At 40.6% G+C, this 25,561-nt stretch carries 28 protein-coding genes; 25 read left to right on the forward strand and 3 right to left on the reverse strand.

Translation table 11 applies throughout. From position 1 onward, the window contains the following. The first annotated feature begins 182 nt into the window (after positions 1-182). The 8 genes from PBF_RS17300 to PBF_RS17335 all read left to right on the forward strand — a co-directional run bounded on the left by PBF_RS17300 (position 183) and on the right by PBF_RS17335 (position 8,068). Positions 183-1,364: an LL-diaminopimelate aminotransferase gene (locus PBF_RS17300; RefSeq protein WP_035331371.1), complete on the forward strand. Its 1,182-nt coding sequence runs from the start codon at positions 183-185 to the stop codon at positions 1,362-1,364. A 22-nt stretch (positions 1,365-1,386) separates the two neighbouring features. Continuing rightward, a complete protein-coding gene (locus tag PBF_RS17305; protein WP_035331373.1) occupies positions 1,387-1,974 on the forward strand; it encodes a YpjP family protein in 588 nt (195 codons plus the stop codon). 116 nt (positions 1,975-2,090) lie between these two features. Next, positions 2,091-2,672 carry a TerD family protein gene (locus PBF_RS17310; RefSeq protein WP_035331375.1) on the forward strand — a complete coding sequence of 194 codons (582 nt, stop codon included), beginning with the start codon at positions 2,091-2,093 and terminating at the stop codon, positions 2,670-2,672. A gap of 86 nt (positions 2,673-2,758) precedes the next feature. Next, positions 2,759-3,538, forward strand: coding sequence for a TerC family protein (locus tag PBF_RS17315; RefSeq protein WP_035331377.1), 780 nt, complete (start codon positions 2,759-2,761; stop codon positions 3,536-3,538). Between the two features lie 119 nt (positions 3,539-3,657). Continuing rightward, positions 3,658-4,869, forward strand: coding sequence for an HpcH/HpaI aldolase/citrate lyase family protein (locus PBF_RS17320; protein ID WP_035331379.1), 1,212 nt, complete (start codon positions 3,658-3,660; stop codon positions 4,867-4,869). Beyond that, entirely contained in the window at positions 4,799-6,172 is a 1,374-nt protein-coding gene (locus PBF_RS17325) for a phosphoribosyltransferase family protein (protein WP_235192284.1), read from the forward strand. The genes PBF_RS17320 and PBF_RS17325 overlap by 71 nt, the downstream gene beginning before the upstream one ends. Continuing rightward, positions 6,165-7,274, forward strand: a complete 1,110-nt coding sequence (locus PBF_RS17330) for a cysteine protease StiP family protein (RefSeq protein WP_035331383.1) — start codon at positions 6,165-6,167, stop codon at positions 7,272-7,274. Before PBF_RS17325 ends, PBF_RS17330 begins: the two co-directional genes overlap by 8 nt. Next, the gene (locus tag PBF_RS17335) at positions 7,271-8,068 is read left to right on the forward strand and encodes an HAD family hydrolase (protein ID WP_035331385.1); all 798 of its coding nucleotides are present in this window, start codon (positions 7,271-7,273) and stop codon (positions 8,066-8,068) included. Before PBF_RS17330 ends, PBF_RS17335 begins: the two co-directional genes overlap by 4 nt. On the opposite strand, the gene PBF_RS17340 is transcribed toward PBF_RS17335, so the two are convergent. Then, the gene (locus tag PBF_RS17340) at positions 8,065-8,313 is read right to left on the reverse strand and encodes a hypothetical protein (protein WP_035331387.1); all 249 of its coding nucleotides are present in this window, start codon (positions 8,311-8,313) and stop codon (positions 8,065-8,067) included. The genes PBF_RS17335 and PBF_RS17340 overlap by 4 nt on opposite strands. Before the next feature lie 290 nt (positions 8,314-8,603). Here PBF_RS17340 and PBF_RS17345 point away from each other — a divergent pair, with 290 nt between their 5' ends. The 7 genes from PBF_RS17345 (at position 8,604) to PBF_RS17375 (ending at position 15,448) form a co-directional block, all read left to right on the forward strand. Continuing rightward, on the forward strand, positions 8,604-10,247 hold the full coding sequence (locus tag PBF_RS17345; RefSeq protein ID WP_051488941.1) for a YceG family protein: 1,644 nt from the start codon (positions 8,604-8,606) through the stop codon (positions 10,245-10,247). 2 nt (positions 10,248-10,249) lie between these two features. Beyond that, the gene (locus PBF_RS17350) at positions 10,250-11,356 is read left to right on the forward strand and encodes a toxic anion resistance protein (RefSeq protein ID WP_035331390.1); all 1,107 of its coding nucleotides are present in this window, start codon (positions 10,250-10,252) and stop codon (positions 11,354-11,356) included. Between the two features lie 52 nt (positions 11,357-11,408). Then, a complete protein-coding gene (locus PBF_RS17355; RefSeq protein WP_035331391.1) occupies positions 11,409-12,020 on the forward strand; it encodes a TerD family protein in 612 nt (203 codons plus the stop codon). Between the two features lie 233 nt (positions 12,021-12,253). Further along, positions 12,254-12,955: an anthrax toxin lethal factor-related metalloendopeptidase gene (locus PBF_RS17360; RefSeq protein WP_035331392.1), complete on the forward strand. Its 702-nt coding sequence runs from the start codon at positions 12,254-12,256 to the stop codon at positions 12,953-12,955. Positions 12,956-13,043: 88 nt separating this feature from the next. Beyond that, complete coding sequence (locus PBF_RS17365) at positions 13,044-13,838, forward strand: thymidylate synthase (RefSeq protein ID WP_035331393.1); 795 nt, start codon at positions 13,044-13,046, stop codon at positions 13,836-13,838. Next, on the forward strand, positions 13,835-14,329 hold the full coding sequence (locus PBF_RS17370) for a dihydrofolate reductase (protein ID WP_035331394.1): 495 nt from the start codon (positions 13,835-13,837) through the stop codon (positions 14,327-14,329). Before PBF_RS17365 ends, PBF_RS17370 begins: the two co-directional genes overlap by 4 nt. A gap of 387 nt (positions 14,330-14,716) precedes the next feature. After that, positions 14,717-15,448, forward strand: a complete 732-nt coding sequence (locus PBF_RS17375) for a lysophospholipid acyltransferase family protein (RefSeq protein ID WP_035331395.1) — start codon at positions 14,717-14,719, stop codon at positions 15,446-15,448. A 40-nt stretch (positions 15,449-15,488) separates the two neighbouring features. Here PBF_RS17375 and PBF_RS17380 read toward each other — a convergent pair whose 3' ends face one another. Continuing rightward, complete coding sequence (locus PBF_RS17380; RefSeq protein WP_035331396.1) at positions 15,489-15,725, reverse strand: hypothetical protein; 237 nt, start codon at positions 15,723-15,725, stop codon at positions 15,489-15,491. 172 nt (positions 15,726-15,897) lie between these two features. On the opposite strand from PBF_RS17380, the gene ilvA reads away from it, so the two are divergent. The 9 genes from ilvA (at position 15,898) to PBF_RS17425 (ending at position 23,301) form a co-directional block, all read left to right on the forward strand. Next, positions 15,898-17,166, forward strand: a complete 1,269-nt coding sequence (ilvA, locus tag PBF_RS17385) for a threonine ammonia-lyase IlvA (RefSeq protein WP_035331397.1) — start codon at positions 15,898-15,900, stop codon at positions 17,164-17,166. Between the two features lie 144 nt (positions 17,167-17,310). Next, positions 17,311-17,508, forward strand: coding sequence for a twin-arginine translocase TatA/TatE family subunit (locus PBF_RS17390; RefSeq protein WP_035331398.1), 198 nt, complete (start codon positions 17,311-17,313; stop codon positions 17,506-17,508). Positions 17,509-17,874: 366 nt separating this feature from the next. After that, positions 17,875-18,612 (forward strand): twin-arginine translocase subunit TatC, encoded by a 738-nt coding sequence (tatC, locus tag PBF_RS17395; RefSeq protein ID WP_035331399.1) that lies wholly within the window; start codon positions 17,875-17,877, stop codon positions 18,610-18,612. 89 nt (positions 18,613-18,701) lie between these two features. After that, positions 18,702-18,953 carry a DUF2535 family protein gene (locus tag PBF_RS17400; RefSeq protein ID WP_035331400.1) on the forward strand — a complete coding sequence of 84 codons (252 nt, stop codon included), beginning with the start codon at positions 18,702-18,704 and terminating at the stop codon, positions 18,951-18,953. Between the two features lie 141 nt (positions 18,954-19,094). Further along, the gene (locus PBF_RS17405) at positions 19,095-19,940 is read left to right on the forward strand and encodes a DegV family protein (protein ID WP_035331401.1); all 846 of its coding nucleotides are present in this window, start codon (positions 19,095-19,097) and stop codon (positions 19,938-19,940) included. Positions 19,941-20,078: 138 nt separating this feature from the next. Further along, positions 20,079-21,053, forward strand: a complete 975-nt coding sequence (locus tag PBF_RS17410; RefSeq protein ID WP_035331403.1) for a nucleoside hydrolase — start codon at positions 20,079-20,081, stop codon at positions 21,051-21,053. Positions 21,054-21,187: 134 nt separating this feature from the next. Continuing rightward, the gene (locus tag PBF_RS17415; protein WP_035331404.1) at positions 21,188-21,769 is read left to right on the forward strand and encodes an SCO family protein; all 582 of its coding nucleotides are present in this window, start codon (positions 21,188-21,190) and stop codon (positions 21,767-21,769) included. A gap of 121 nt (positions 21,770-21,890) precedes the next feature. Next, entirely contained in the window at positions 21,891-22,730 is an 840-nt protein-coding gene (locus tag PBF_RS17420) for an SGNH/GDSL hydrolase family protein (protein ID WP_035331406.1), read from the forward strand. Then, positions 22,720-23,301 (forward strand): YpmS family protein, encoded by a 582-nt coding sequence (locus PBF_RS17425; RefSeq protein ID WP_035331408.1) that lies wholly within the window; start codon positions 22,720-22,722, stop codon positions 23,299-23,301. The genes PBF_RS17420 and PBF_RS17425 overlap by 11 nt, the downstream gene beginning before the upstream one ends. A 66-nt stretch (positions 23,302-23,367) precedes the next feature. Here the strand turns inward: PBF_RS17425 and PBF_RS17430 are convergent, their stop codons facing one another. Continuing rightward, on the reverse strand, positions 23,368-24,138 hold the full coding sequence (locus PBF_RS17430; protein WP_035331410.1) for a DUF4397 domain-containing protein: 771 nt from the start codon (positions 24,136-24,138) through the stop codon (positions 23,368-23,370). A gap of 336 nt (positions 24,139-24,474) precedes the next feature. On the opposite strand from PBF_RS17430, the gene rsgA reads away from it, so the two are divergent. Continuing rightward, the gene (gene rsgA, locus PBF_RS17435; protein ID WP_035331412.1) at positions 24,475-25,533 is read left to right on the forward strand and encodes a ribosome small subunit-dependent GTPase A; all 1,059 of its coding nucleotides are present in this window, start codon (positions 24,475-24,477) and stop codon (positions 25,531-25,533) included. The last annotated feature ends 28 nt before the right edge of the window (positions 25,534-25,561 follow it).

Raw genomic sequence — 25,561 nt, forward strand, 5'->3', positions numbered from 1 at the left:
TTCTGGACATGAAGAACATGATTTGTTTTATTATTCCCCGCTTTGCTGCTTATTAATCCGCCAAATAAGTTATTACTATATTTCTATTGTTCTTTTAGCAGATACATGAAATCAATTTTAATTTGGTTCGAAAAGAAGTATAATAGAAAAATAGAAACGAGATACAAGCGAGGAAGGATACGATGGAATTTCCTATTTCAAATAGAATGGCTTCTTTTACAGAGAGCGTTTTTAAGGAATTGGCCCAAATTAAGAATTCGAAACTTTCAGACGGACTTTCGGTGATTGATTTAAGCATTGGCAGTCCTGATTTGCCCCCTCCCGCTTTTGTTATGGAGGAATTGGCAAGAGGAGCCCGTGATCCAGAACTATACGGGTACTCGTTAACAGGTACAAATGAATTTCATACTGCGGTCAGCGGCTATTATAAACGAAATTTTGAAGTGAATCTCGATCCTGCTTCAGAGGTGCTGCTTTTAATGGGATCCCAGGATGGGCTGGTACATTTGCCGATGGTTCTATGTGATCCGGGAGATTATATCCTTGTTCCTGACCCTGGATATACTGCATATGTCGCAGGTGCAGCAATGGCTGGTGCACAAATGCACGGAATGCCTTTAAAAAAGGAGAACAGCTTCCTTCCTGATTTTAATGAGATTCCTGAAGAAATCCTTGCAAACACGAAATTAATGATATTGAACTTCCCTGGCAATCCCGTTCCGGCGATGGCAACAGAGGAGTTTTTTCATCAAGCGATCCGGCTTGCAAAGAAATACGGTTTTGCTGTATTGCATGATTTTGCTTATTCGGAACTTTATTATGAAAATAAGCCTTTAAGTTTTTTGTCTGTTGAAGGGGCCGCAGATGTGGGGATTGAAATGAATTCACTATCAAAAAGCTTTAATATGGCTGGCTGCAGGGTGGCATATGCCGCAGGTAATCAGCAGCTTATTGCGCAGCTGGCCAACTTCAAATCCAATTTGGATTATGGGGTATTTCTGCCGGTACAGGCAGCTGCGGTGAAAGCATTGAATGATCATTCCGGTTTTTTGCAGGACTTGAGAGAGACATATAGAAAAAGAAGAGATGTATTAATAAAAGATCTTGAAACTATCGGCTGGGAAATCAGCAGGCCTGAGGGGTCAATGTTCTTGTGGGCCGAGGTCCCATCCGGGTACAGCTGCTCCAAGGATTTTGCGATTGACTTAATTAACCGGGCCGGTGTAGTCGTAACTCCTGGAAGTGCATTTGGCAGGTGGGGTGAGGGATACGTTCGGATTGCTCTTGTTCAGCACGAAGATGTTTTAAGGCAAGCTGCCCTAAATATTGAAGGCAGCGGTATATTTAAAAAAACCCTTGCTTAGGGGGAAAGGAAGGGCGAATAACATGCCGAATTGGCTGAGGAAATCCTTTGTAGTACTTGTTACCATTTTAACATTTGGCCTCGTCACACCTTCTCAGGCATTTCTTTATGAAAATACGAACCAGCTAAAAGCCTCCAGAGCTTCAGATATTGAAAACTCAGAGAAGGGCGCAGAACTTGCTGAAGAGGATAAGAGTAATTTCGATAAAGAGAACTTTATCAGGCAAATGCTTGTAGAGGCTGAGACACAATCATATGAGAAATTTGGTGCAAAGATAGGCCCAGTTATTGAAGATGAGTTTAACGAGGTCATCCTTCCGAAAATTGAGAAAGCCATCCAGGAGGTGGCAGTGCAATTTCCCGAGGAAAGCCTTGCACAGTTAAAAGTTACAGAAACTCCGGGGGGCGGATTATCGGAAAAAATTTTCCATATCACCAATAGCATGACTGATGAGGATGTGATTCGGTTCCATGTGCGAAGAGACCACCCTCCTCAACAGGGGTACTGGTTTAATTTTCATTATCACACATACCATGATCACTTTCAGGCTCACCATGAACTCGGTTCAATCTATTGGAATAAAAACACTCCGCCGAAATGGATGAGTTAGGGGTTTAAGATTGAAATAAATTTTGGAATATGAAAAAATATTTATACGGATTATGAAACTTTTCATGATTTATACCGTAAATACATTTATTCTACATAATGGAGGTTTGAGTCGAAATGGCAGTAAGTTTATCAAAAGGACAAAAAGTGGACTTAACAAAAACAAACCCAGGAATGAGTAAGGTAGTAGTAGGACTTGGATGGGACACGAACAAATATGATGGCGGAAATGACTTTGATTTGGATTCTTCCGTATTTCTGCTTGGAGATACTGGAAAAGTAACTTCTGAAAGCGACTTTGTTTTCTACAACAATACATCAGGCGCTAATGGTTCAGTTGTACATACTGGAGATAACCGTACAGGTGAAGGGGATGGCGATGATGAGCAGGTGAAAATTGACCTGGCTAATGTGCCGGCAAACGTTCAGCGCATTACATTCACAATCACCATCCATGACGGGGAAGCCCGCAATCAGAACTTTGGCCAGGTATCAAATGCCTATGCAAGAATTCTGAATGAAGATACAGGCGAAGAATTGATCCGCTATGACCTGGGTGAAGACTTCTCAATTGAAACTGCACTTGTAGTTGGAGAATTGTACAGACATAACGGAGAATGGAAATTCAGTGCAATCGGAAGCGGATATCAGGGCGGACTGGCAGCACTGGCAAAAGATTTTGGTTTACAGGTTGGATAAATAAGAGGTATATTTGCTTAATAAGGCTCGGCAATGCCGGGTCTTTTATATGAAAAAGCAGTCATCACCGGGAGGAATAATTTAGAATGGAAATATTAGAATCTATTATGCATACATATTCTCAGTTCTTTAACTGGGAAATGTGGGTTGAAGCTTTATCAAAGCCGGAAAGCTGGGCACTGATAGGTACACTTGTAATTCTGGAAGGCCTATTATCTGCTGATAATGCGCTTGTTCTTGCTGTAATGGTAAAACATCTGCCGGAAAAACAGCGGAAGAAAGCTCTTTTTTACGGTCTTCTAGGTGCTTACTTCTTCAGATTTATTGCAATCGGAATCGGTGTATTTTTAATTGAATTCTGGTATATCAAGGTCTTAGGTGCTGCCTACTTGGCTTGGCTTGCCATTAAGTACTTTATTGATAAGCGGCAAGCAGAAGAGGAAGGTGATGAACACGCAATAGAAGGTATCAATCAAAGAGGATTATTAATCCGCCTTTTCGGTACTTTCTGGGGAACTGTCATTGCAGTTGAATTGATGGATATTGCGTTTTCAATCGATAGTATATTGGCTGCGCTTGGAGTCAGCCAGGAAATCTGGGTGCTGTTAATAGGCGGTATGCTTGGTATTATCATGATGCGTGGCGTAGCTGGCGTATTTTTGAAGCTAATTGACAGGGTGCCGGAGCTGGAAACCAGCTCATATATCCTGATCCTTCTTATTGCTGCTAAAATGCTTGCGAGTGCTGCTGGTATTCACATTGACCATATTTACTTCTTTATCGTATTGGTTATCGTGTTTGCTATTACTTTTATTGTACATGCAAGGAATGCAAAAAAAGAAGCTGCAGATCAGGGATCGAACTAAATATGTAATTTCATAGATTTATAAAGGGAACAGACACTTGTCCGCTCCCTTTTATTTTTATTTTTTTTGGATGAAAAAGGAAGAAAGTAGTATTTTAGTGAAGGAATGGAGCTGCGAAAATGAGACTATTTTCCGATCTTCCGGGTGAAAAAATAAATAAAATGTTTTATAAAAAGCCTGGCTTTTTTAACAAGAGATCCGATAGGGAGCTATTATCATATGCTCTTGGGGCAACTTTATATATGCCGGCGACAAGACCTAATATTCACCAGGATCTGCTGTCAAAAAAGCATGCTGGCCTTTCATCCATGGTCATATGCCTTGAAGATGCAATTGGTGATGATGAAGTGGAAATGGCAGAGAATCTGCTTTGTTCGGAATTGGAAAATTTGAGCTCTGACCTTGTGAAGGGTCTTTGTGAAGAAGAAGATCTCCCTTTGATCTTCGTGCGAATCAGGAGCTATGACCAGCTTATGAGACTCAAGAGCAGAATTCCGAATGGCATGCATCTTCTGACCGGCTTTGTCCTGCCTAAGTTTTCACCTGTTGAAGGATGCAAAATTTTAACAGAAATTAAAGAGCTTAATTCTCATGGTTATTGTTTATATGCCATGCCAATTCTGGAGACGAAAGAAATTATTCAAAAAGAAACAAGGCTTGAAGAGTTAATCGGCATTAAGAAAGTGCTGGACCAATATTTTGAGCTGATTTTAAATGTGAGAATTGGGGCTACGGATTTTAGCGGACTCTACGGAATACGAAGAAATTCTGATACGACAGTTTACGATATTGCTGTAATTAGAGATTGCATTTCAGATATTATTAATATTTTTCTGCGTGCGGACAAGCCGTATGTCATTTCAGGTCCGGTCTGGGAATATTTTTCCTCAAAAGAGCGTCTTCTAAAACCACAAATCAGGCAAACGCCATTCATGGAGCGTCTTGGACAGGATGGACTGAAAATGAGGACCGACTTAATTGATCGGCATATGGATGGTTTAATAAGAGAAATCGCAATGGATATTTCAAATGGCTTAACTGGGAAAACCATTATTCATCCAACCCATATAAGGCCGGTACAGGCATTGAATACTGTAACACTTGAAGAGTACCTGGATGCACAGAGCATCGCCGGTCAGGCCGGGGGGAAAATAGGGGTTATGAAAAGCGATTACCAGAACAAAATGAATGAAATTAAACCTCATTTATATTGGGCTAAAAAAATATTATTAAAATCAGAAGTATACGGGGTGCTGCAGGATGAGATCACATACATTGACCTACTCAAAAACGAAACATTCAATCCAGATACTCGACTCATTAACCGTTGATATTCATATAACCGAGAACCCATATAAGCTGCTCCCTGAAGATTTATTTGTCATGGCCGCAAGAATAAATAAAAAAAGATCTTTCTTATTTGTCAGCAAAGTACTCGGTAAACATATACCGATAGACCCGCAAATTGGACTTCTGACAGGAGAATTGCTCGCAAGCCGTTATATGGAAAAGGTGAAGAAGGTGGATACCGGAATGGCCGCAGAGCATTTATCCGCTTTTAAAAACGGTCCAGATTTCATGAACAGCAGTCCTTTTATTGATAAAGACCATAACCCGGTCATTATTGGATTTGCCGAAACAGCAACGGCACTTGGACATGCTTTCTTTCAATCATTTAAACGTGCCGATTACTTTCATACAACAAGGGAGCTGCTGGCAAATCAGAATTCAGTCATAACATTTGAAGAAGAACATTCTCATGCTACTTCACACAGATGCTATGCAGATGCAGATCTTTTGGATAATAAGAGAGAGATCATTCTTGTTGATGATGAAATGACTACAGGAAAAACAGCCATTAATATCATCCGCTCCATTCATGAACGCTTTCCCAGAAAGATGTATACAGTCGTCTCCATCCTGGATTGGCGTTCTCCAAAAGATCAGATGCTGTTTAATGATTTGGAAAAAGAGCTGGGCATTATTATTAACAATGTGTCTCTTCTAAAAGGGGAGATCGATGTTAAAGGGACTCCAGAAGTGCATAAAGGTCAGTCAGCGGAGGAACCGTTAGGACATGCCGTGCAGCTATCCTGCATTCATTTAAATAAAGAATTCCCTGAACTATTAAGCCGGACCAATGAACCGTCGGTTACTCTAAGCGGTGAAATCAGAAATATTCCTTATTTAAAAGATTCGGGCCGTTTCGGGCTGGATGCAAAACGCCAGGCTGAATTAAGTGTGTCATTAGCTGAGATCGGCCAATCTTTATCCAGAAAACGGGATGGAAGAAATACGTTATGTCTTGGCACCGGGGAGTTTATGTATATCCCCATGAAGCTTGCCTCCTTTATGGGGGAAGGCGTAAAGTTCCATTCAACAACACGCAGTCCCATTTTTGTAAGAAATGAAAAAGACTATGGAGCAAAATACGGCATTTCCTTTCAAAATCCCGAAGACCCTGGAATGGCACAATTTATTTATAACATTCCAGAGGGTTATTATGAAGAAGCATTCCTATTTTTTGAAAGAGAACCGGAAAAAGATTTCCTAATGCCTTTTATCAATCAATTAAAGAAATATATTAAAAATATAAAAATAGTCTACTTTAACGGGGGTGAAAAAAATGAATAAAACAGCAGATAAATTTGGGTCATATAGTAAAGATGATGTTGTTTTTTTACTGAAGGATTTAAGCGGATATTCACTTGAAGGATCCATTGAGCAAAGAGAAAAAAACATTCAGTCCGGTCAGCATTACAGTGAAACGCTCCCTATTGAATATCACCCGCCTGAAAAATACCTTTCCCTGTTTTGGGAAACACTTGATGTTTATAAACGGAAAACAGCACTGTCTACAGGTGCGGTTTCTGAGCAAATTTGGAAGCAAAAAGGCAAAGATACTGTGCTGGTTTCCCTCGCGAGGGCCGGAACACCTGTTGGGATACTGATAAAGAGGTATCTTTTTGAAGTATATGGTGTGAGTTTGCCGCATTACAGCATTTCTATTATCAGGGACCGGGGGATTGACGAAAATGCAATAAAGCATATTTTAATGTCACATCCCGGCTGCGAAATTCAATTTGTGGATGGATGGACAGGAAAAGGGGCTATTTCCATTGAGTTAACAAAGGCGTGCAGACAATTCCATGAAGCTTATGGTGTTCTTCTCGATGATACCTTGGCCGTTCTTGCTGATCCTGGTTATTGCACAAATTTATATGGAACGAGGGAAGATTTTCTGATTCCAAGTGCCTGTCTCAATTCAACTGTTTCAGGATTGGTCAGCAGAACAGTATTAAATAAATCCCTAATTGGGCCGGAAGATTTCCATGGCGCCAAATATTATAGTGAACTTGAAGAAGCAGATGTTTCAAACCAATATCTCTCAGCTGTTGCAGAGGAGTTCCCGGCTATTAAGCAGGAAGCTGCTGAGCTTGCGAAACGAATTATGGAAAACCCGGGGGAAGCAAGTTTTAAGGGCATGGAAGAGATCCAAAGAATACAAGAGGAATTTAATGTTGAATCTATTAACTTTGTAAAGCCGGGAGTCGGTGAAACAACCAGAGTTCTTCTGAGACGGCTTCCATGGAAAATCCTGATGAAAGATCCGGAAAGTCCATATGTTGGCCATATTGTCATGCTGGCACGGGAGCGGAATGTTGAGATTATTCATTATCCCGATATGAGTTATACCTGCTGCGGATTAATTAAAAAGACGGGAGAAAAATCATGAGGATGTTTGCGTCAGATTTGGACAGGACACTGATCTACTCAAGTAAAGCACTTGCTGATTTTGGGCAGTCAGGAGAAGGATTAATAGGTGTTGAACGTAAAGATGGCAGGGAAATTGCCTTTATGACAAACGAAGCTGAAAGATTCCTGAAAGAGATATCTGCTCAAATGCTCTTTGTGCCTGTCACAACGAGAACTTATGAACAATATAAGCGTATTTTCATTTTTCAGGATGTCCTTAACATTCCATATACTGTCACATCAAATGGTGCAAATATTCATTATCACGGAAAACCTCTTGAGGAGTGGTCCGGCATAGTCCGAAAGCGGCTGAAGGCAGAGTGTGCTTTGCTTGAGGAAATGATGGACAGATCACAAAGCCTGGAACTGAATGGAAAGATAAAAATAGCTGAAAATCTTTTCTTTTATTATATTCTTGAAGAAAAATTAACCGCTGAAGCCAAAAAAGCAATTGCTGACCTGGCAGAATCTCTTGGGTGGAGAATATCCCATCAGGGTAGAAAACTGTACTTTATGCCAAATCCCATCTGTAAGGGCGAGGCAGTGAAATTCATTCAGAAACGTGAAGATATAAATATGGTCTTGGGGGCAGGAGATTCCATGCTGGATCATGACTTTTTAAAGTATTGCGACTATGCATACGTCCCCAGACACGGAGAATTGGCAGCTGAAAAGTCCATCTCATCTCCTTACTCTATTTCTGCTAATATAGGGACAGCGGCAGGGCAAGAAATCTTAAAAAATATATTAAACAGTATTAGAGAAAGAGTTTAATCCGGCTGGTCCCTCAGCCATTTTTTTAGAACGATAAATAAGCAGATGCAAAAAGTATAGCTTCCTGTAAAGATTAAGCTGCTGATGGGAATAGACTGGTAATTGGCAAAAGAGAAGATGGCAAGGATCATTGACAAGAAAAAGACGTCTATAAAAACAAAGGAACTTGAACACAAAGTATTCCTGATTATATCCAGATCATGATCAATCCCCCGATATCTCACTCTACGAAAAAGCAGCCTCATACTGACTCACCTTCCTCTTACAAAGTACTCCACTTTATGCGGGGACAGGGATAAAGGTGAAAAAGTCCATTTGAGGTCAATCAGCAAAGAAAAATAATGCTGAGATGAAACTTTCTTACTGTTAATTCGTAAAGAAAGTAAACCATTTTAGAAAAAGGCTGTATTCCTATGATATGATGGTAATAAGTTTACATATTTTTTGTCCCGTGCCATTATCCGGGAACTGAAACGCAATTTTTGAATGAAATGATAAGAATGCATCTTTCGCTCATAGAGGGAAGGGATAACAATTGAACTTGTCGTACAGTCAAATTAAAACTCACATCTTAAAGGTTACATATGAGAACTGGAGTGCTCAGCTAACAAAGCCCAATCATGAACGTGAAGGTTACAGAGAGGAACAGCAAACGCTGCATGTTGGCCAAATTGTTGCCAGATTTCTTGGAGTTCCCCTCGATGATGATGAATATTATAATCGTCTTTTTGATCTTGTTCACACAAAGAACGCAGGGCTTCTCCTCCTCAGTGAAGAACATCTGGATAAAACCATTGATAACCAGCAGTTTCAGGCGATACAAAAAGTCCTGAATATTAACCGGGAACAGAATTTATCAATAAACCGATTTGCTGCTTTTCTTGATGGCGAACAGCTGCTGCTCAAATCTTCCTCACCTTCTCTGCACAGGAAAATAAGAGAAGCGATGATCAGTATGCTGAACCTTTTTTCTGAAAAGGAACCAGACGGTTTAAAAAACCAGGATATAAGAAGGGTGCTTGTAGATGTGATTAAGTGGTCCGCTAATCATTTAGGCACAGACCTTAAAGATATTGACCCGAAATTGGCTATGCCAAAAGTCCTTTGGTACGGGAATGGGAAAAAGAGTCATTATTACTTTTTAAACTACTTAATGCAAATCGGGTGCGATATTCTTTATTTTTCTCCTTCAGGAGAAGACCTTTTTGCAGAGATGGGTCAGGCAGTCCAGGATTCTTTTGTACATCATTATCCTGAGAAGAAAAAGCCTGAACCTTTCCCGCAGGAAAAGAGAAGAAGGAGTGCTACAGTCGCCTATAGGGCATCCAGGGAAATAGAAACCATACTTAACCATGAAGGTTCAGGCCTTTATAAACCCTGGCAGCTTAGGGAGTATACTCCTTCTTCTGTGACCTTGAAAACCACTTATGATGAACTTTTTATTTTAATTAAAGAGAAAGCTATGATCCGCCCAAACTTTGAGGTGAAAGATGGAAGGGTCATGATACCGTCCATTTTTTCAAAGATCCAGGGAGTCAGCAGAAATCGCAAGGAATACTGGGATCGAATTCAAACGATCAGCCAATATGACGAAAGTCTGCTGATAAGGAGATTTCCTTTTACAAACAGCGTCAACAATGATTTTCGGTTCCATTATCGCAATGCATTGGACAGGGAATTGAAGCTTGACCCTGAAAAAATCATTTCAGGACACTATTGGAGGTATCAGCAGCTTCCTGGCGGACTTCAAAATGGGATTGCAAAGGCCATTAGAAACATGTGTGAACGTCCGCGATTAAAGCCGCTTCAGGGTGAATCGGAAGAAGAATTGAAGGTTTATCTGTTTAGCCAAAGCCTGCAAGTTCCGCCGAGCATTCTAAAATTAATGCAGCAATTTGATTACTCGCAGGAAGTTCCTAAAATTATCCTCTATAACAACGAGCTGAACGGGACGATGGTAAGATCAGATGCCGCACTCCTTTTGCTGCTTAATCAGTTTGGGATAGATATTGTACTGTATAATCCGCCTGGCCATAACGACATTGAAAACTTCATTGAGGAAGATTTATATGATGTTCATTGGCTTGAGGATGTTGTTTTTGAACAGGAATTTAAGGAGCCATCCTTTCTAAAAAAGGTTCTCTTTCAAGGATTATTAAAAAATTTAAAGGGTGATTGAAAATGAATCCGACCAAATCAACAGAATTAAATTTAACAACCCAGCTGCAGGATGATAAATTAACCGAAAATAACGTTTCAGAAATTAAGCTTGCTTTAAGGCAGGAGCCTGAGGTGCAAAATCTGGCCAGGTCCATTGATGAGAAGGACCAAATTCAAATACTTGAATTTGGCAAAGAGCCTGCTGTCCAAATTTCCCGTTTCTCTGACCAGATATTGAGCAACATGAGAACAACGAAGGTTGAAGATTCAGGTGAACTTCTAAAGCAGCTCGGCAGAATTATGGACAAATTTGATAAGAAGGATTTCGAGCAGGGACCAAAAGGCATCTTTGGCAAGCTTTTCAAGCGCGGAGAAAAAATGATTGAAAAGCTTTTCGGAAAATACCAGACAATGGGTGCGGAAATTGATAAAGTGTATGTTGAAATTTCCAAATACCAAAGTGAAATGGTCGATTCCACAACCATGCTTGAACAAATGTATGAGCAAAATTATCAGTACTATCTGACGCTCGAAAAATATGCTGTTGCAGGACAAATGAAAGCAGATGATTTAAAAGCCAATCAGCTTCCACAGCTGGAAGCGCGGGCGGCTCAGGGGGATCAGATGGCTTCCATGCAGCTTGATACGTTAAGAAATGCCGTCGATTTACTCGAGCAAAGAGTTTATGATCTTGAAATGGCTAAAATGGTGGCCCTTCAGACAGCACCGCAAATCCGGCTGCTTCAGAGAGGCAATACCAAGCTTATCGGCAAGATTAATTCTGCATTTGTAACCACTATTCCAATCTTTAAAAACGGTCTGATTCAGGCAGTTGCAGCCAAAAGACAAAAGCTTGTTGCCGATTCTATGAGCGAGCTGGACAGACGGACAAATGAAATGCTGGTGCGCAATGCCCAGAATATTTCAAACCAAAGTGCTGATATTGCAAGATTGGCAGGCGGTCCAAGTATTAAGATTGAAACGATTGAGGAATCCTGGAATATCATCATGAAAGGTATGCAGGAGACAAAATCAATAGAAGAAGAAAACAAGCGTCTGCGTGAAGAAGGAACCAGGAGACTGGAACAGCTGCAGGACAATTTTAAAAAAATGAAGCAGCAGGGTTAGTCAGCTGCACATTTTTAAATAAAATATAAATTATTGACGAGGTGGAATTGATATGGCAATAAATCTTCAAAAAGGCCAGCGTGTGGACTTAACTAAAGGAAATCCGGGATTATCTAAAATTATGGTAGGATTAGGCTGGGATCCAGTGCAAAAAAGCGGAGGCGGCGGTCTCCTTGGATCTTTATTCGGAGGCGGCGGCGGAGCAAATATCGACTGTGACGCTTCTGTAATCATGCTTGGTGAAAATGGAAAGCTTAAAAGCAATAAAGATGTCATTTACTTCGGCAATTTAAAAAGCAGCGACGGAAGTGTCCAGCATACGGGGGACAATCTGACAGGAGCAGGAGATGGAGACGACGAGCAGGTGCTGATTGATTTAAGCAGAGTGCCTGCACACATTCACAAAATGGTGTTCGTTGTAAACATTTATGACAGTGTAAAGAGAAAGCAGCATTTCGGCATGATCCAAAATGCATTCATCAGAGTAGTAAACTCCGGCAACAATCAGGAACTGATTCATTACAACCTGACTGACAACTACAGCGGTAGTACCAGCTTAATAGTTGGAGAGATTTATCGCCATGGAAGCGATTGGAAGTTCGCAGCAGTAGGTACAGGAACGGCTTCTCCCGGTCTTTCAGATGTAGTGCGTTCTTATTCTTAATAAAAATAAGCTTGGCAGGGACCCGAAATTACCCGGGTCCTTTTTGAATTTTCATAAAAGTTTACCATCATTTGTTTCCTTCTAATCCTCCTTTCATATGTTATAATTTTAATAGATTATCAGAACGGTTTAAGATTTTTTCTCCATTTCAGGCAGTTCCGCAGCTTATACACTTCAAAGAGCTCTGTTGCCCGCAAATTATACATCTTAGAATAGCAGAAGGGGCTTTTAACATGCGCAAAATGGTACTTACATTTACAATTATGATTGTTTCCCTTGCGCTGCTTGGGAATTCTCAGGCTGCCATGGGCGGCATAAAACTGAAGGATTACCCGCACTCCTCCCAGCTTAAAGAGTTTCTCAGTCTGAAATCTCCACGCCAGCTTGGTGAGATTTTTATTGTGCCTCTCGAACCTTTTGATGAGAGAGAGGCTGCAGAAATGATTTCCCGGGTGGATCGTCTGCCAGCCTCCCTGCTCTCCAAAATAGAGGATGAAGATATCAGGGTGAAATTATTCGTGGGAAAACTTACTGATAATCCTACAGCCCAGCATCTCGCAGGTGTAATTCCCCGGGGCTATACAGGAGATACCACTTGGGATGACGTTCCCGGGATTGGCGGAGCAAAAACAGTCCTTGTGAAAATAGGCTTCAGTGAGAGGGGGAAAGGTCATGGATCCGTTAATCTGGAACTTCATGAACTTGCCCATTCTGTTGATCGCCATGTTTACAATGGCATTCGATTTAATCAGAAGTTTCTTTCTGTGTGGAAAGCTGAAAAAGCTAAATTGTTCCCGGGTCAAAATTATTTTCTTTCCTTCCCTGAAGAATATTTCGCTGAGGCTTTTGCTATGTATTTTTCAGGAGGAAAATCCAGGAGATTATTAAGTGAGAATGCTCCGAAAACCTATGATTTTATAAAAGAATTAAACTGATTTACCTGTTTCTTTATCGTTTTTAGCTGATGTGACGAATGGAAATTGTGTACAATAGCAATGAGTATTTTAAAAAGGTTGGGTTGAAATGAAACAATATTTGGATCTTTGCAGGCATGTTCTGGAAAATGGCACAAAAAAAGAAGACCGGACAGGTACGGGTACAATAAGTACGTTTGGATATCAGATGCGCTTTAATCTGCAGGAGGGCTTCCCGCTTGTCACTACAAAGAAATTACACCTGAAATCCATTATCCATGAGCTATTATGGTTCTTAAATGGAGATACGAATGTGAAATACCTTCAGGAAAATGGTGTGCGGATATGGAATGAGTGGGCAGACGAGGAGGGGAATCTCGGTCCCGTTTATGGACATCAGTGGAGATCCTGGACAGCTGCTGATGGAAATACAGTTGATCAGATCACCAGCCTGATTGAGCAAATCAAAACAAATCCTGATTCCCGCCGCCTGATTGTAAATGCATGGAATGTTGGAGAAATTGAAAAGATGGCTTTGCCGCCTTGCCACTGCATGTTCCAGTTTTACGCTGCAGATGGAAAGCTATCCTGCCAGCTTTATCAGAGATCGGCAGATGTCTTTCTCGGCGTGCCGTTTAATATTGCTTCCTATGCTTTACTGACTATGATGGTTGCACAGGTTTGCGATCTGGAGCCTGGTGAATTTGTTCATACTTTCGGTGATGTACATATATACCAGAATCATCTTGAACAGGTAAGCCTCCAGTTGGGCCGTGATCCCAGAAAGCTTCCAAAAATGAAGATTAATCCTGATGTGAAAGATATTTTCAGCTTTAAGTTTGAAGATTTCCAGCTTGAAGACTATGATCCGCACCCTCATATTAAAGGAGTTGTTAGTGTATGATTTCATTAATGTGGGCAATGGATGAGAATCGTGTGATCGGCAGGGATAATAAACTTCCCTGGCATTTGCCTGAGGATTTAAAGTTTTTTAAAAGAACCACAATGGGGTATCCGATTGCCATGGGACGCAAAACCTGGGATTCAATCGGGAGACCTTTGCCGGGGAGAGAAAATATTGTAATAACCCGGAATAAATCCTTCTCCTGTGATGGATGCACAGTAGTACATACAGTTGAAGAGCTGCTGAAGTACAGCGGCGATAGGGAAGATGAAATTTTTGTCATTGGCGGTGCCGAGATTTTCAAAGCCGTTCTTCCTTCAGCTGATCGTCTATATCTGACTATGATTTATGACCAATTTGAAGGGGACACATACTTTCCGGAATTGGACATGTCAGAATGGGACCTCCTTTCAAGGGAGAAGGGCACAAGGGATGAGAGAAATCCATATGACTTTGAATTCCTTATTTATAAGAGAAAGCAATTTTCGTAAGGTTGTTGCTTATTCATAACTTAGTTTAATTTGCTGAGTTGATCTTCGCTGTGGGCACTTGATCCTAGAAAATGCTGACGCATCTTCTTCGTGCGGTGTTCATTCGAGGATGCTTATTCAATGTCCTGCGGGACGAGAGGGAAGTGTGAGACCCCGCAGGCGAAGCCAAGGAGGCTCACGTTCCTCCCCGCGGGTTCGCTGCGTGCCTGCAGCGTAAATCAACGGGCTGAATTCAAAAGACTTTCTTTCTGTAAGATTCACCGAAAATAACCCTAACAGCAGCTCGCGCCGGCGGGCTGCTGTTTTAATAATTAAACTGTAAACATATAGTGAGAAAGGATCCTGTTTAATATATAATGTAAAATATCCCAATCCTTGGAGGTATGTATGCTTCGATTAATAATCTTTTTTCTTTATATGGGCGGATATTTAGTGTATAGCCTTCCTGCTCTATCCCGGATGAGAAACCTGAATTCAGCACTCCCAGTTGAGGAACGCGACCGCATCATCCATAATGTTCCCCAAAAGTGGTCCAGGACAATAATGAAAATATCAGGCTCTCAAGTGAAAATTATGGGTCAGGAATTAATTCCAGAAGGGCCTGTCGTCATTGTCTGCAACCATGAAGGGGATTTTGATATTCCAGTCCTTCTTGCATCTATTAATAAACCGTTTGGTTTTATATCGAAAGTTGAAGTGAGGAAAGCACCCATCATCTCATCATGGATGGAAGTCATGAACTGTGTCTTTATTGACCGCAGCAATCGCAGGAGTGCTATCAATTCTTTAAAGAATGCTGCTATGCTTTTAAAACAGGGACACTCTCTCCTGATTTTCCCGGAAGGAACGAGAAGCAGGGGAGGGCAGGTAGGGCCTTTTAAAGTAGGCGGATTCAGGCTTGCACAGGATGCAGGGGTTCCGATTGTGCCAATATCCATTAAAGGGACAGCAAATGTCTTTGAAAAGAATGGGAGACTCATAAAGCCGGCAAAAATAGAAATCAGGGTGTGCAAGCCTGTGAATGCCAAGCTTGTTAAAGATATGGATGCAAAATTTCTTGCACAGGAAGTAAGAGCCATAATCTGCAGCAGTCTTTCGGACAGAAAAATCGCTTCATAAGAAGAAGGCCCCTTTCTCAGGGGCCTTTTTAGTCGATACATTAAAAATTCGGATTCACTAAATAATCTGTGAGCTTCTGAATCATTCCGTGGTATTCCCTGGGATCGCAAAACTCTTCTGCGGTAAAGTTAGCTTTAACCCACTCTATTAATTCATCAGCACTGTTGAAGTACTCTCCACTCGTGTCGCTTTTCCGAATCATATACCTGCCGTTATCTTCATCCACTGTTACCTCCACAGGCAAAGCACTATCCAGACTGCATAAAGAAAACTCCATTCCTGCACCCCTTTGAGATATAAATTAACTTTTGCTTATTATATGTCAGTTTTATCAGTTTCTATCCATAAAATAATTCGAAAAATGTAAATTTTAAAAAAACCGGATTGAAATCATGATTTGTCATGGTATAATGTACAAATTAATAACTTGTAAAGAAGAGGGTGGCAAAATGGAACAGAAAGTAATGACAAAAAAATGGGTGCAGTTGGAAGATATTTTAATTGCATACCAGCAGCTAAAGGATATTGTTGCCCATACACCTTTACAGAAAAATGAACGCCTATCAGAAAAGTATGAGTGCAATGTCTATTTGAAAAGAGAGGATCTTCAGCATGTCCGCTCATTTAAATTAAGAGGCGCCTACTATAAAGTGAAATCTTTGACTGCAGAGGAGCTTGAAAATGGTGTAGTCTGTGCAAGTGCAGGGAATCATGCACAGGGAGTTGCCTATGCATGCAGACACCTCGGAGTTCAGGGGAAGATTTTCATGCCGGCGACCACGCCGAGGCAGAAGGTGAGCCAGGTAGAGCTGTTTGGGAGAGATTCAGTGGAGATCATACTAGTTGGAGACACTTTTGATGATTCCTATCACGAAGCTCTTAAATGTGCCACGGAGGAGGACAGGGCATTTATTCATCCGTTTGATGATGAAATGGTGATAGCAGGACAGGGAACAGTAGCGGTTGAGATGCTTAACGATTGTGAAGAGCAAGTCGATTTTGTTATTGCAAGTATTGGCGGAGGCGGATTAATGGCCGGACTCAGCACTTACATAAAAAGCATCTCGCCGGAAACGCAGATGATTGGAGTTGAACCTGAAGGAGCACCCTCTATGAGCGAAGCAATCAGGGTTCAAACAGTAGCACCCCTCGGGGAGATTGATAAGTTTGTAGATGGTGCGGCGGTAAAATGTGTTGGTGAAAAAACCTATGACATCTGCAATGAACTTGTTGATGATATTTTCATGGTTCCTGAAGGGAAAGTGTGTACGACAATCCTTGAATTATATAATGAGCATGCAATTGTGGCAGAGCCTGCAGGTGCATTGCCGATTGCTGCATTGGATATGTGCAGGGATCAAATTAAAGGAAAGAATGTTGTTTGTGTGATCAGCGGAGGCAATAATGATATTGGCCGCATGCAGGAAATTAAAGAGCGCTCCCTGCTTTATGAAGGCCTGCTTTACCATTTCATAGTGAATTTCCCCCAAAGGGCAGGGGCATTAAGAGAGTTCCTTGACGAAGTGCTTGGCCCAACGGACGATATTACACGTTTTGAATATACGAAAAAAAATAATAAAGAAAATGGTCCGGCCCTTGTAGGAATTGAGCTGAAGCATAGGGAGGACTATAGCGACCTAATTGTGAGAATGAATAAAAAGGGATTCTCTTACAAGGAGATAAACAAAGACAGCAACCTTTTTCATCTGCTTGTATAAGTACCCGGACGACTGGCAGGTCCATATAATTTAATAAGATATGTGACTGAAATATGAATTTTTTTGATATCTGTGACATTTCCTTTGAAAAGTACTATAATCGTATTAGATTCAAAAGGGAAGTACTTTAAAGGAGATGTGAAAATGCTTTCAAATATCGGTGTACCAGGATTAATTTTAATCCTTGTTTTGGCGTTAATCATATTCGGACCAAAGAAGCTGCCGGAAATTGGCCGTGCTTTTGGTGAAACACTAAGAGAATTTAAAAAATCTACCCGGGACCTGACAAGTGACGTCATGGATGAGCTTGAACAGGACACTAAGAAAAAAACGGTTAAATAAGGTGTAAGGATATACTTCTTGCACCTTTTTGTTTTGGTTTAAAAAATCTGGCTGGCCAAGCCCGGCTTTTTATCGCAGTCTAACGGGCAGTAAGACCCCCACTCCAAGACTCAGAGAAATCAAAGGAGGATAAGTGGGGGTCAAACTGCCCGTAAAGGCCCGAAATAAGGACAAAGACTAAGAACGCCACGTCCTCCCAAAAGCTTCCGCTTTCGGTCGTGCAATGTATCGCTGCCGTAGCTTTCCTTGTCCTGTGGCCACGTCTTTGTGACCCACTTCCTGTGGGCCTCAACTAACAATCAGTGGGGGATAAGGAAAACCCCCGCTGATTGAAGTTTCACTTTATAAAATTAGCAGGAGATTTGTATGGAAGAAAAAGAATTAAATTTAGTCGAACATCTGGATGAATTAAGAAAAAGACTCATCATAACAGCATCAGCATTTATCCTGTTTTTTATTGCAGGTTTTGTGTTTGTGGAGGATATTTATAAATGGCTGGTAAGAGACCTGGACGTTAAATTGATCGTTCTGGGCCCAAGTGATATTATCTGGGTTTACTTTATGCTTGCTACAGTTATTGCCGTTGCAGCGACAATACCTGTTCTGGCTTTGCAGATTTGGCTGTTTGTCAAACCTGCCCTGACAGAGCATGAGCGGAAGATTTCTCTTTCTTATGTGCCGGCATTGTTTATTCTGTTTATTACTGGCCTTTGCTTTGGGTATTTTGTCATTTTCCCAGCCGTATTAAGCTTTCTTGTAGAGCTGGGGGGAGAAATGTTTGAGGCCAATTTTACTGCGGATAAATATTTCCGTTTTGTCCTTAATATGACTTTGCCTTTTGGAGTTTTATTTGAACTCCCTGTCGTCATCATGTTCATGACTTCGCTTGGGATCCTTAATCCGTATGTGCTTACAAAAATCAGGAAATATGCTTATTTTGTGCTTATCGTAATTTCGGTTATTATATCACCTCCAGACTTCATGTCTGATATTCTTGTAACCATTCCCTTGCTCCTGCTTTATGAAATAAGCATCAACTTATCAAAGATTGTCTATAAAAGAAAGCTGAAAAAGCAAGAGAATTCAGGAGAGGCATCTTCATAAAAAAATTAATGGGATAGCACAATCAGACACATTTCGAGCCGTATTTGGGGTATAATATAAACAAACGGGTGAAAAAGAGGATTGATATTTTGCTATTTAAAAGCCTAGAGTTCAAAAATGCTGTTGGACAGAAGGTAAAAATTATTGAAATTCCTGTGTTGGCAAAAGATAGCCCTTATTATTTTATGATCCAAGTCCGTTTGAAAACATTCATTGCGGCCACTAACGCCAATGAAAAGACATGTAAGAACCATTCCTTTAGGGAGTATCTAAAACGAGTTCTAAAATGGCCGGTCTATGAAGAGATTTTTAAGGCTCCAGAATTGAAAAATAACGCTTAACAACTTTGATGCCGGCAGCCAGCCGGTATTTTTTTGGCCGCTTGAGGCGAAGTAAGAAAAGCTTGGTATTTATTGCTTTATTTGTATTTTGCTTAAATGTATAATATGAACTAATTGTAAATGCAGGGAAGTGAAGGAATAATGGCTAAGATTAAAATTGTTACTGATTCTACAGTGGATCTATCAAGAGAATTGATTGAAGAATTCGATATTGAAGTCGTTCCTCTATCTATTCACATTGAAGGAAATACATATTTGGATCGGGTAAATATTACTCCAGCTGAATTCATGAAAAAGATGAAAGAATCTGACGAACTGCCAAAAAGCTCACAGCCTCCAGCGGGAGTCTTCGCAGAGGTGTATGACAGGTTTGGTGACCAGGGCTATGAAATTCTTTCCATCCATATGACTGGCGGAATGAGCGGAACTGTTCAATCAGCTGAAAGTGCGGCAGCTATGTCACGTGCAAATGTTACAGTAGTAGATTCCAGGTATATCTCCAAAGCACTGGCTTTTCAGGTAATAGAGGCTGCAAAAATGGCCAGGGAAGGAAAAGCTATTCAGGAAATTGTGAGCCGACTGGAAACTGTTCGCGCTAACACTAAATTGTTTGTAGTAGTGGATACCTTGGAAAACCTCGTTAAAGGCGGAAGAATCGGCAAAGGCAAAGCCATGATTGGATCCTTGCTGAATATAAAACCAATTGCATCGCTTGAAGGCGGGGTATATACACCTGTCGCTAAAGTAAGAAGCCATACCCAGGTTGCCAAATATTTGGCCAAGCAATTCGCCGGGGATATTAAAGGTAAAACAATAAAAGGTGCAGGCCTTGTACATGCAGAAGGCATTGAGTTAGCTTCTAAACTGAAGAAAATGATTGAAGAGCTTGATGCTGATGCCAAGGTTGAAATCGAAGAAACAACCCCCATTATCAGTACACATACTGGGCCGGGTGCGATTGGATTTATGTATTATCTGGAAGATTAATAAAACGGACGCATAGCTCATCAGGCTATGCGTTTTTTTTGCGCAGTCAATCATAATAAATACTTTTTTCCTAATTGAAAATATTTGCCATTCTTAAACATCCCCGGAATAAAATGAATTATGGGGGGTGTAGGGTTGATGAGGAAAAATGTCTTATTATTTAGTGACTTTGGAATTGACGATTTTGTTGCGGTTATATTTGCTTATTTCTCAGAGGAAATCAATATCGTTGGAATTGTTGCTGATTACGGAAATGTTTCCAGGGAGGATGCCGTCCGAAACGCTGCTTACCTTCGTGAATTAACCGGACAAAATACTCCTGTAGTCAGCGGAGCCGTATTGCCTTTAACCGGGGAAGTTCCGGTGTTTTACCCGGATGTTCATGGCATAGAAGGGCTGGGTCCAATTATTCCAAACCTGGAGAATTCCAATAATTTGTTTGAAAACTTCGATGATTTTAAGGGATTGATCGAGAAGTATGAAAATGATATAACAATCGTTAATGTAGGCAGACTTTCTTCATTGGCAACGGCCTTTATCCTTTATCCGGCACTAATGAGTAAAGTCAGTGACTTTTATATTATGGGCGGTGCATTCAATGTTCCAGGCAATGTGACTCCAGTGGCTGAAGCAAATTTTTATGGGGACCCGTATGCGGCTAATGTTGTATTTGCCAATGCACCAAAGAAAATTCATGTCTTTCCTCTGGATGTAACGATGTCTGCAATCATTACTCCTGCACTTATCGACTCTCTTGATGCCTACTATCAGAAAGTGCAAAATAAAGTCGGCTTAATTCTTAAGCCTATGGTTGATTATTATTTCAATTTTTATAAGGAAACCTATCCAGGCATAAGCGGAAGTCCCATGCACGATTTATTTACATTGTGGGCAATGCTTGACAGGGCTGACATTCAATATCTGGATGTACCGGTAAAGATAATAACTGACAAAGGGGATGCGTTTGGCCAGAGCATTGGAGACTTTAGAAATGTCCCTTCTGAAGACAAGATGAAATACCGGATACATCGGATTGCTGTGCAATTTAATTATTCAAATTTTATCAGAACATTTTATGAGATTATGACGAACCATAAAACGAAACTAACTTAAAAGTTTTTACCCTCCATTAATTCGCGATAATAGAAAGAAAGGTTCGTATTCACAAGTTTGTCATAAGTACTTCTTTCTTCTTTCATGAATATTTGCTAAAATTAGCAACGTAACTAATTAAAGCAGGTGAATGTATGAGAAAAAGAGTATTTGCAATAATGTTTTCTGCTTTTATGCTTGCAGTCCTTTCAGCATGCGGACAGAGCGGCATAAAGGACGCGTTAAATTGGGAACTGGCTGATTTTACATATAAAAATCAGGATAATAAAGAATTTGGTTTAAAGGATCTTAAAGGAAAGGTTTGGGTAGCCGACTTTATTTTTACCAATTGCGAAGATGTATGTATGCCCATGACAGCTAATATGAAGAAGCTTCAGGATTTGGCTGAGAAGGAAGGCATAAAAAATATTGAATTTGTTTCATTCAGTGTAGACCCAAAAGTGGATACACCTGAAGTTTTAAAGGAATTTGCATCTACATACAATGCAGATTTCAGCAATTGGCATTTTCTGACCGGGTATGAACAGGAAGAAATTGAGAAATATGCTATGGAATACTTCAAAACCATTGTAAAAAAGCCGCAAACAGGTGATCAGGTAATCCATGGAACAGATTTTTATCTTGTTGACCAGAATGGAAAAGTAATGAAATATTATACTGGTCTAAATGAAATTCCGTTAGATGAAATTATGAATGATATTAAAGCATTGCAATAGACCTTGGACGAGGTCTTTTTTCTTTTCTGTTTAGTACATACTGCAGCAGGAACAATGCTAATTATTTTTAAATTTTAGTTGCATGTTATAATATAAATGAGAAAAATGGGCAGGTGATAATATGTTAAAAAAATTCACCCTCATCTTTTGGATCATGCTGCTGCTCGCTTCCTGCAGTTCAGTTAACCACAGCGATATAATTCATTCTGAAAAAGAATCCCGCCTGACAGTTAAAGAAGAAATTCCTTTGGATTTTTTCCCTCGAAACCTTACTGTTGCTGCAGTAGGGGACTCTTTAACCCAGGGGGTTGGAGACAGTACTGAACGTGGAGGCTACGTGCCATATCTTGAAATGTCACTGGAAAAAGACAAAAGTGTTCAAGACGCTATTTTTTATAATTTCGGTGTTAGAGGCAATCGTTCCGATCAATTATTGAAAAAGCTGGGGACAGATGAGGTAAGAGATGTTGTGAAGAATGCAGACGCGGTGATCATAACCATTGGCGGCAATGACGTTATGAAAGTAGTCCGTGAGAATTTTTCGAACCTGAAGCTGAGGGCCTTTGCCAAGGAAAAGGAAATCTATGAACAAAATCTGACCGAGGTTTTAGATTCAATTAAAGAGGTAAACCCAAATAGTAAAATTGTTTTAATAGGCTTATATAATCCCTTTTTAAAATGGTTTTCAGAAATAACGGAAATTAATGCTATTCTTGGAGATTGGAATGGCACAAGTCAGGATATTTTGAAAAATTATCCGGGGACTTATTTTGTTGAAATAGATGATATATTTGAAAATACCGATGAAAACCTTTTATATACAGACTATTTTCATCCAAATGATAAAGGATATGAATTAATAGCTGGACGGGTCCATCAAATCCTCACAGAGGAAGTGCTGAAAGATATTCCGTATAAGAGGAGAGCCGTAGGAAATGGAGAGAAGCTGATTGAAAGATAGAAAATGGAAAAAGCTGTTTTTTACACTGCTGGCTATTAATGCACTCGTTTTAGCTGTGCTGTTTATTTATATCAGTATGCCGGCAGATGACGAAGACTACACAGCTGTCACCGAGAATAGTGATAATTATGTTCCTTTTAACATAAAAGCAAATAAAGAAGATTTAAATAGAGTCATTAACCACTATCTTGAAAAAGAAGGTCTGACAGGAGCAATAGATTACAAAGTCCTTCTAAATGATGAAGTTGATTTATATGGCACAATCCCTTTCTTCAGCCAGGATCTGCAGATGAAACTGTCATTTGAACCAGAAGCCTTGCAGAATGGAGATGTTGTCCTTCAGCAAAGATCTATATCTGTTGGGCAGCTGAATCTTCCTGTTTCACATGTTCTGAAGCTGGTAAAAGACCGCTACAAGCTTCCGGAAGGTGTTACCATTCAGCCGCAGAAAGAAAGAATCTATGTATCACTGCAGGAAATGAAGCTGAAAAGTGATGTGAAAGTAAAAGTAGATGAATTTAATTTAAAGCAGGATGATATTCGTTTTACCCTTCTTGTCCCGGTTAAATGAGAAAAGGGAACCCTTCCGCAGCTTTGGAGGGTTCCCTTTTTTTATCTTTTAATTGGCGTGAAAGCATTAATCTGCAATTATAATTGTTTCAAGCTCAGGCTCTTTGGCAACGGAACCTACAGCCAGTATGGTGTAGGCCTGGTCTGCTTTAAATTGCATTCGAGGGATTGACAGCACAGCATTAAGGGTTCCTGTTACCCTGGCTTCCAGGTCGACGGTTATTGGAGTTAATGCCATGTACTTGCTTGCCTGCCTGAAAGCGATATTGTGGAAAACAACATCCCTGTTTTTTACGGCAATATCAACTGCAGGAGCATCGTGTGACAGGTGGACAAATCTGACTTTTGTCTCCCCGGCAGGCACTTCAGGCTGATCTTCTAATAGGACAAGCTTTAAGTTTGCTGAATTCCCTGCAGCCGCAATTGTATATACTTTATCTGCAGCAGCATTGATTTTTCTGCTCAAAAGTGTGGAAACCATGCTGCCAGCCGGATATATGTCTATCTGATGCGAGCCTGCAGGCAGTGCAGCATAACCGCTTTCTTCTTTATATAAGAAGTCCTTTAATATTCGCTTGCCGTTTATATATATATCAATCGGACCGGCATCAGGGGAACCATGGAAAATCCGTACTCCTGTCTGCTCACCCTGATGACCTTCTGCAGAAGGCACCGGGTTATTTGTACGCATCATTCGAAAAGCCTGATTGAGGCAATGTAAATGTTTATGGTAATAAGCAATATGCTGTGCTGCATCAATGTATTTAAAATACTGTGCCAAAAGATCATACTTTGCCGCTTTTTGCAGGTACCATTGCTGATTTCTCTCAGTAGGCATAATTCCCCCTCCTAAATCTGCTTAAATAACATATGCTTCTCCCCGGATGAATGCCACATTGGGAGAATGAAGGAATAAAAGGGCTTTACTTCTGGAGCAATATTCCATATAATATAAACAAATAAACGAAAGCGGGTGATGTGCTATGACAAGAGAATTTTATGCAAATACGTTAATTGTAAATACATCAGGCACAGCCCAAGTGGAAATCGTTTAATTGAGCGGACCAGATTGTTCTTTCCCAGCTTATTGAACTCTGCATGATCAAACCATGGGCTGATTGCCTATGGTTTTTTGTGTGTAAAAAAATATTCGATAAGCATGGAGGAACAAACATTGACAATTAATAAACTTGGATTCAATCCCTTTTTTAAAGAGGCTTTTTCAGTGTATGAAGAAAAAGAATATCAAATGGGCCGGGTGGCTTTAGAGCATAAAAGAATGTATCGTGTATGGACAGATAAGGGTGAAATGCTCTGTGAAGTATCAGGGAAGTTTTCTTTCGACGCATCATCAAGGGAGGATTATCCTGCTGTAGGTGACTGGGTTGTTATCAAAGAAAGAGCGGATGAACAGCGTGGTATCATTCATGCTGTCCTCCCAAGGAAAAGCAAATTTTCAAGGAAGGCAGCAGGGGTGAATACGGAAGAACAAATTGTAGCTGCTAATGTAGACACTATTTTCCTGGTTAATTCGCTTAATGAGGATCTAAACTTAAGAAGATTGGAACGTTATTTGCTTTTAACATGGGAAAGCGGGGCAGCTCCTGTGATTGTTCTTACCAAGGCTGACCTTTGTGAGAATCTGGAGGAAAAGCTTGCTGAGGTGGACACCGTTGCCATGGGTGTTCCTGTTATCTCAATCAGCGTGATGGAAGAGAAGGGAATAGACCTGCTTAAGCCGTTTTTGGAGCCTGGAAAAACAATCGCACTGCTCGGCTCTTCAGGTGTTGGAAAGTCCACGCTTACCAATTACCTTCTTGGCGCGGAAAAGCAAAAGGTCCAGGATATTCGATTAAGTGATGACAAAGGAAAGCATACAACTACTCACAGGGAGCTCATACTTCTTCCTGATAGAGCCATACTGATTGATACCCCAGGAATGAGAGAGCTTCAGCTGTGGGAAAGTGAAAGCGGTCTTTCAGAAAGCTTCACAGATATTGAGAAAGCCGCTGAAAGTTGCAGATTCAGGGACTGTACACATGAAAATGAGCCGGGATGCGCTGTTCATATGCTAATAGAAGAAGGAAGCATATCAGGAGCACGTCTTAACAGCTATAAAAAGCTTCTCAAGGAACTCGCATATCTGGATAGAAAGCAGGATAAACGAGCCCAATCTGAAGAACGCAAACGCTGGAAAAAAATAAGTGCTGGAGCAAAGAATAAAAGAATGTAAAGATTCAGAAACCTCTTCTGTAAAGAGG

The sequence above is a fragment of the Cytobacillus firmus DS1 genome (assembly GCF_000565285.1).
GTDB lineage: Bacteria > Bacillota > Bacilli > Bacillales > Cytobacillaceae > Cytobacillus > Cytobacillus firmus_A.

Coding starts and splice junctions, on each gene's coding strand:
- PBF_RS17365 (WP_035331393.1), top strand. CDS start 13,044: ATGAAACAATATTTGGATCTTTGCAGGCATGTTCTGGAAAATGGCACA.
- PBF_RS17360 (WP_035331392.1), top strand. CDS start 12,254: ATGCGCAAAATGGTACTTACATTTACAATTATGATTGTTTCCCTTGCG.
- PBF_RS17410 (WP_035331403.1), top strand. CDS start 20,079: ATGAGGAAAAATGTCTTATTATTTAGTGACTTTGGAATTGACGATTTT.
- PBF_RS17310 (WP_035331375.1), top strand. CDS start 2,091: ATGGCAGTAAGTTTATCAAAAGGACAAAAAGTGGACTTAACAAAAACA.
- PBF_RS17420 (WP_035331406.1), top strand. CDS start 21,891: ATGTTAAAAAAATTCACCCTCATCTTTTGGATCATGCTGCTGCTCGCT.
- PBF_RS17340 (WP_035331387.1), bottom strand. CDS start 8,313: ATGAGGCTGCTTTTTCGTAGAGTGAGATATCGGGGGATTGATCATGAT.
- PBF_RS17355 (WP_035331391.1), top strand. CDS start 11,409: ATGGCAATAAATCTTCAAAAAGGCCAGCGTGTGGACTTAACTAAAGGA.
- PBF_RS17305 (WP_035331373.1), top strand. CDS start 1,387: ATGCCGAATTGGCTGAGGAAATCCTTTGTAGTACTTGTTACCATTTTA.
- PBF_RS17380 (WP_035331396.1), bottom strand. CDS start 15,725: ATGGAGTTTTCTTTATGCAGTCTGGATAGTGCTTTGCCTGTGGAGGTA.
- PBF_RS17330 (WP_035331383.1), top strand. CDS start 6,165: ATGAATAAAACAGCAGATAAATTTGGGTCATATAGTAAAGATGATGTT.
- PBF_RS17325 (WP_235192284.1), top strand. CDS start 4,799: ATGAGATCACATACATTGACCTACTCAAAAACGAAACATTCAATCCAG.
- PBF_RS17415 (WP_035331404.1), top strand. CDS start 21,188: ATGAGAAAAAGAGTATTTGCAATAATGTTTTCTGCTTTTATGCTTGCA.
- PBF_RS17300 (WP_035331371.1), top strand. CDS start 183: ATGGAATTTCCTATTTCAAATAGAATGGCTTCTTTTACAGAGAGCGTT.
- PBF_RS17405 (WP_035331401.1), top strand. CDS start 19,095: ATGGCTAAGATTAAAATTGTTACTGATTCTACAGTGGATCTATCAAGA.
- ilvA (WP_035331397.1), top strand. CDS start 15,898: ATGGAACAGAAAGTAATGACAAAAAAATGGGTGCAGTTGGAAGATATT.
- PBF_RS17335 (WP_035331385.1), top strand. CDS start 7,271: ATGAGGATGTTTGCGTCAGATTTGGACAGGACACTGATCTACTCAAGT.
- PBF_RS17315 (WP_035331377.1), top strand. CDS start 2,759: ATGGAAATATTAGAATCTATTATGCATACATATTCTCAGTTCTTTAAC.
- tatC (WP_035331399.1), top strand. CDS start 17,875: ATGGAAGAAAAAGAATTAAATTTAGTCGAACATCTGGATGAATTAAGA.
- PBF_RS17430 (WP_035331410.1), bottom strand. CDS start 24,138: ATGCCTACTGAGAGAAATCAGCAATGGTACCTGCAAAAAGCGGCAAAG.
- PBF_RS17320 (WP_035331379.1), top strand. CDS start 3,658: ATGAGACTATTTTCCGATCTTCCGGGTGAAAAAATAAATAAAATGTTT.
- PBF_RS17375 (WP_035331395.1), top strand. CDS start 14,717: ATGCTTCGATTAATAATCTTTTTTCTTTATATGGGCGGATATTTAGTG.
- PBF_RS17350 (WP_035331390.1), top strand. CDS start 10,250: ATGAATCCGACCAAATCAACAGAATTAAATTTAACAACCCAGCTGCAG.
- PBF_RS17390 (WP_035331398.1), top strand. CDS start 17,311: ATGCTTTCAAATATCGGTGTACCAGGATTAATTTTAATCCTTGTTTTG.
- PBF_RS17370 (WP_035331394.1), top strand. CDS start 13,835: ATGATTTCATTAATGTGGGCAATGGATGAGAATCGTGTGATCGGCAGG.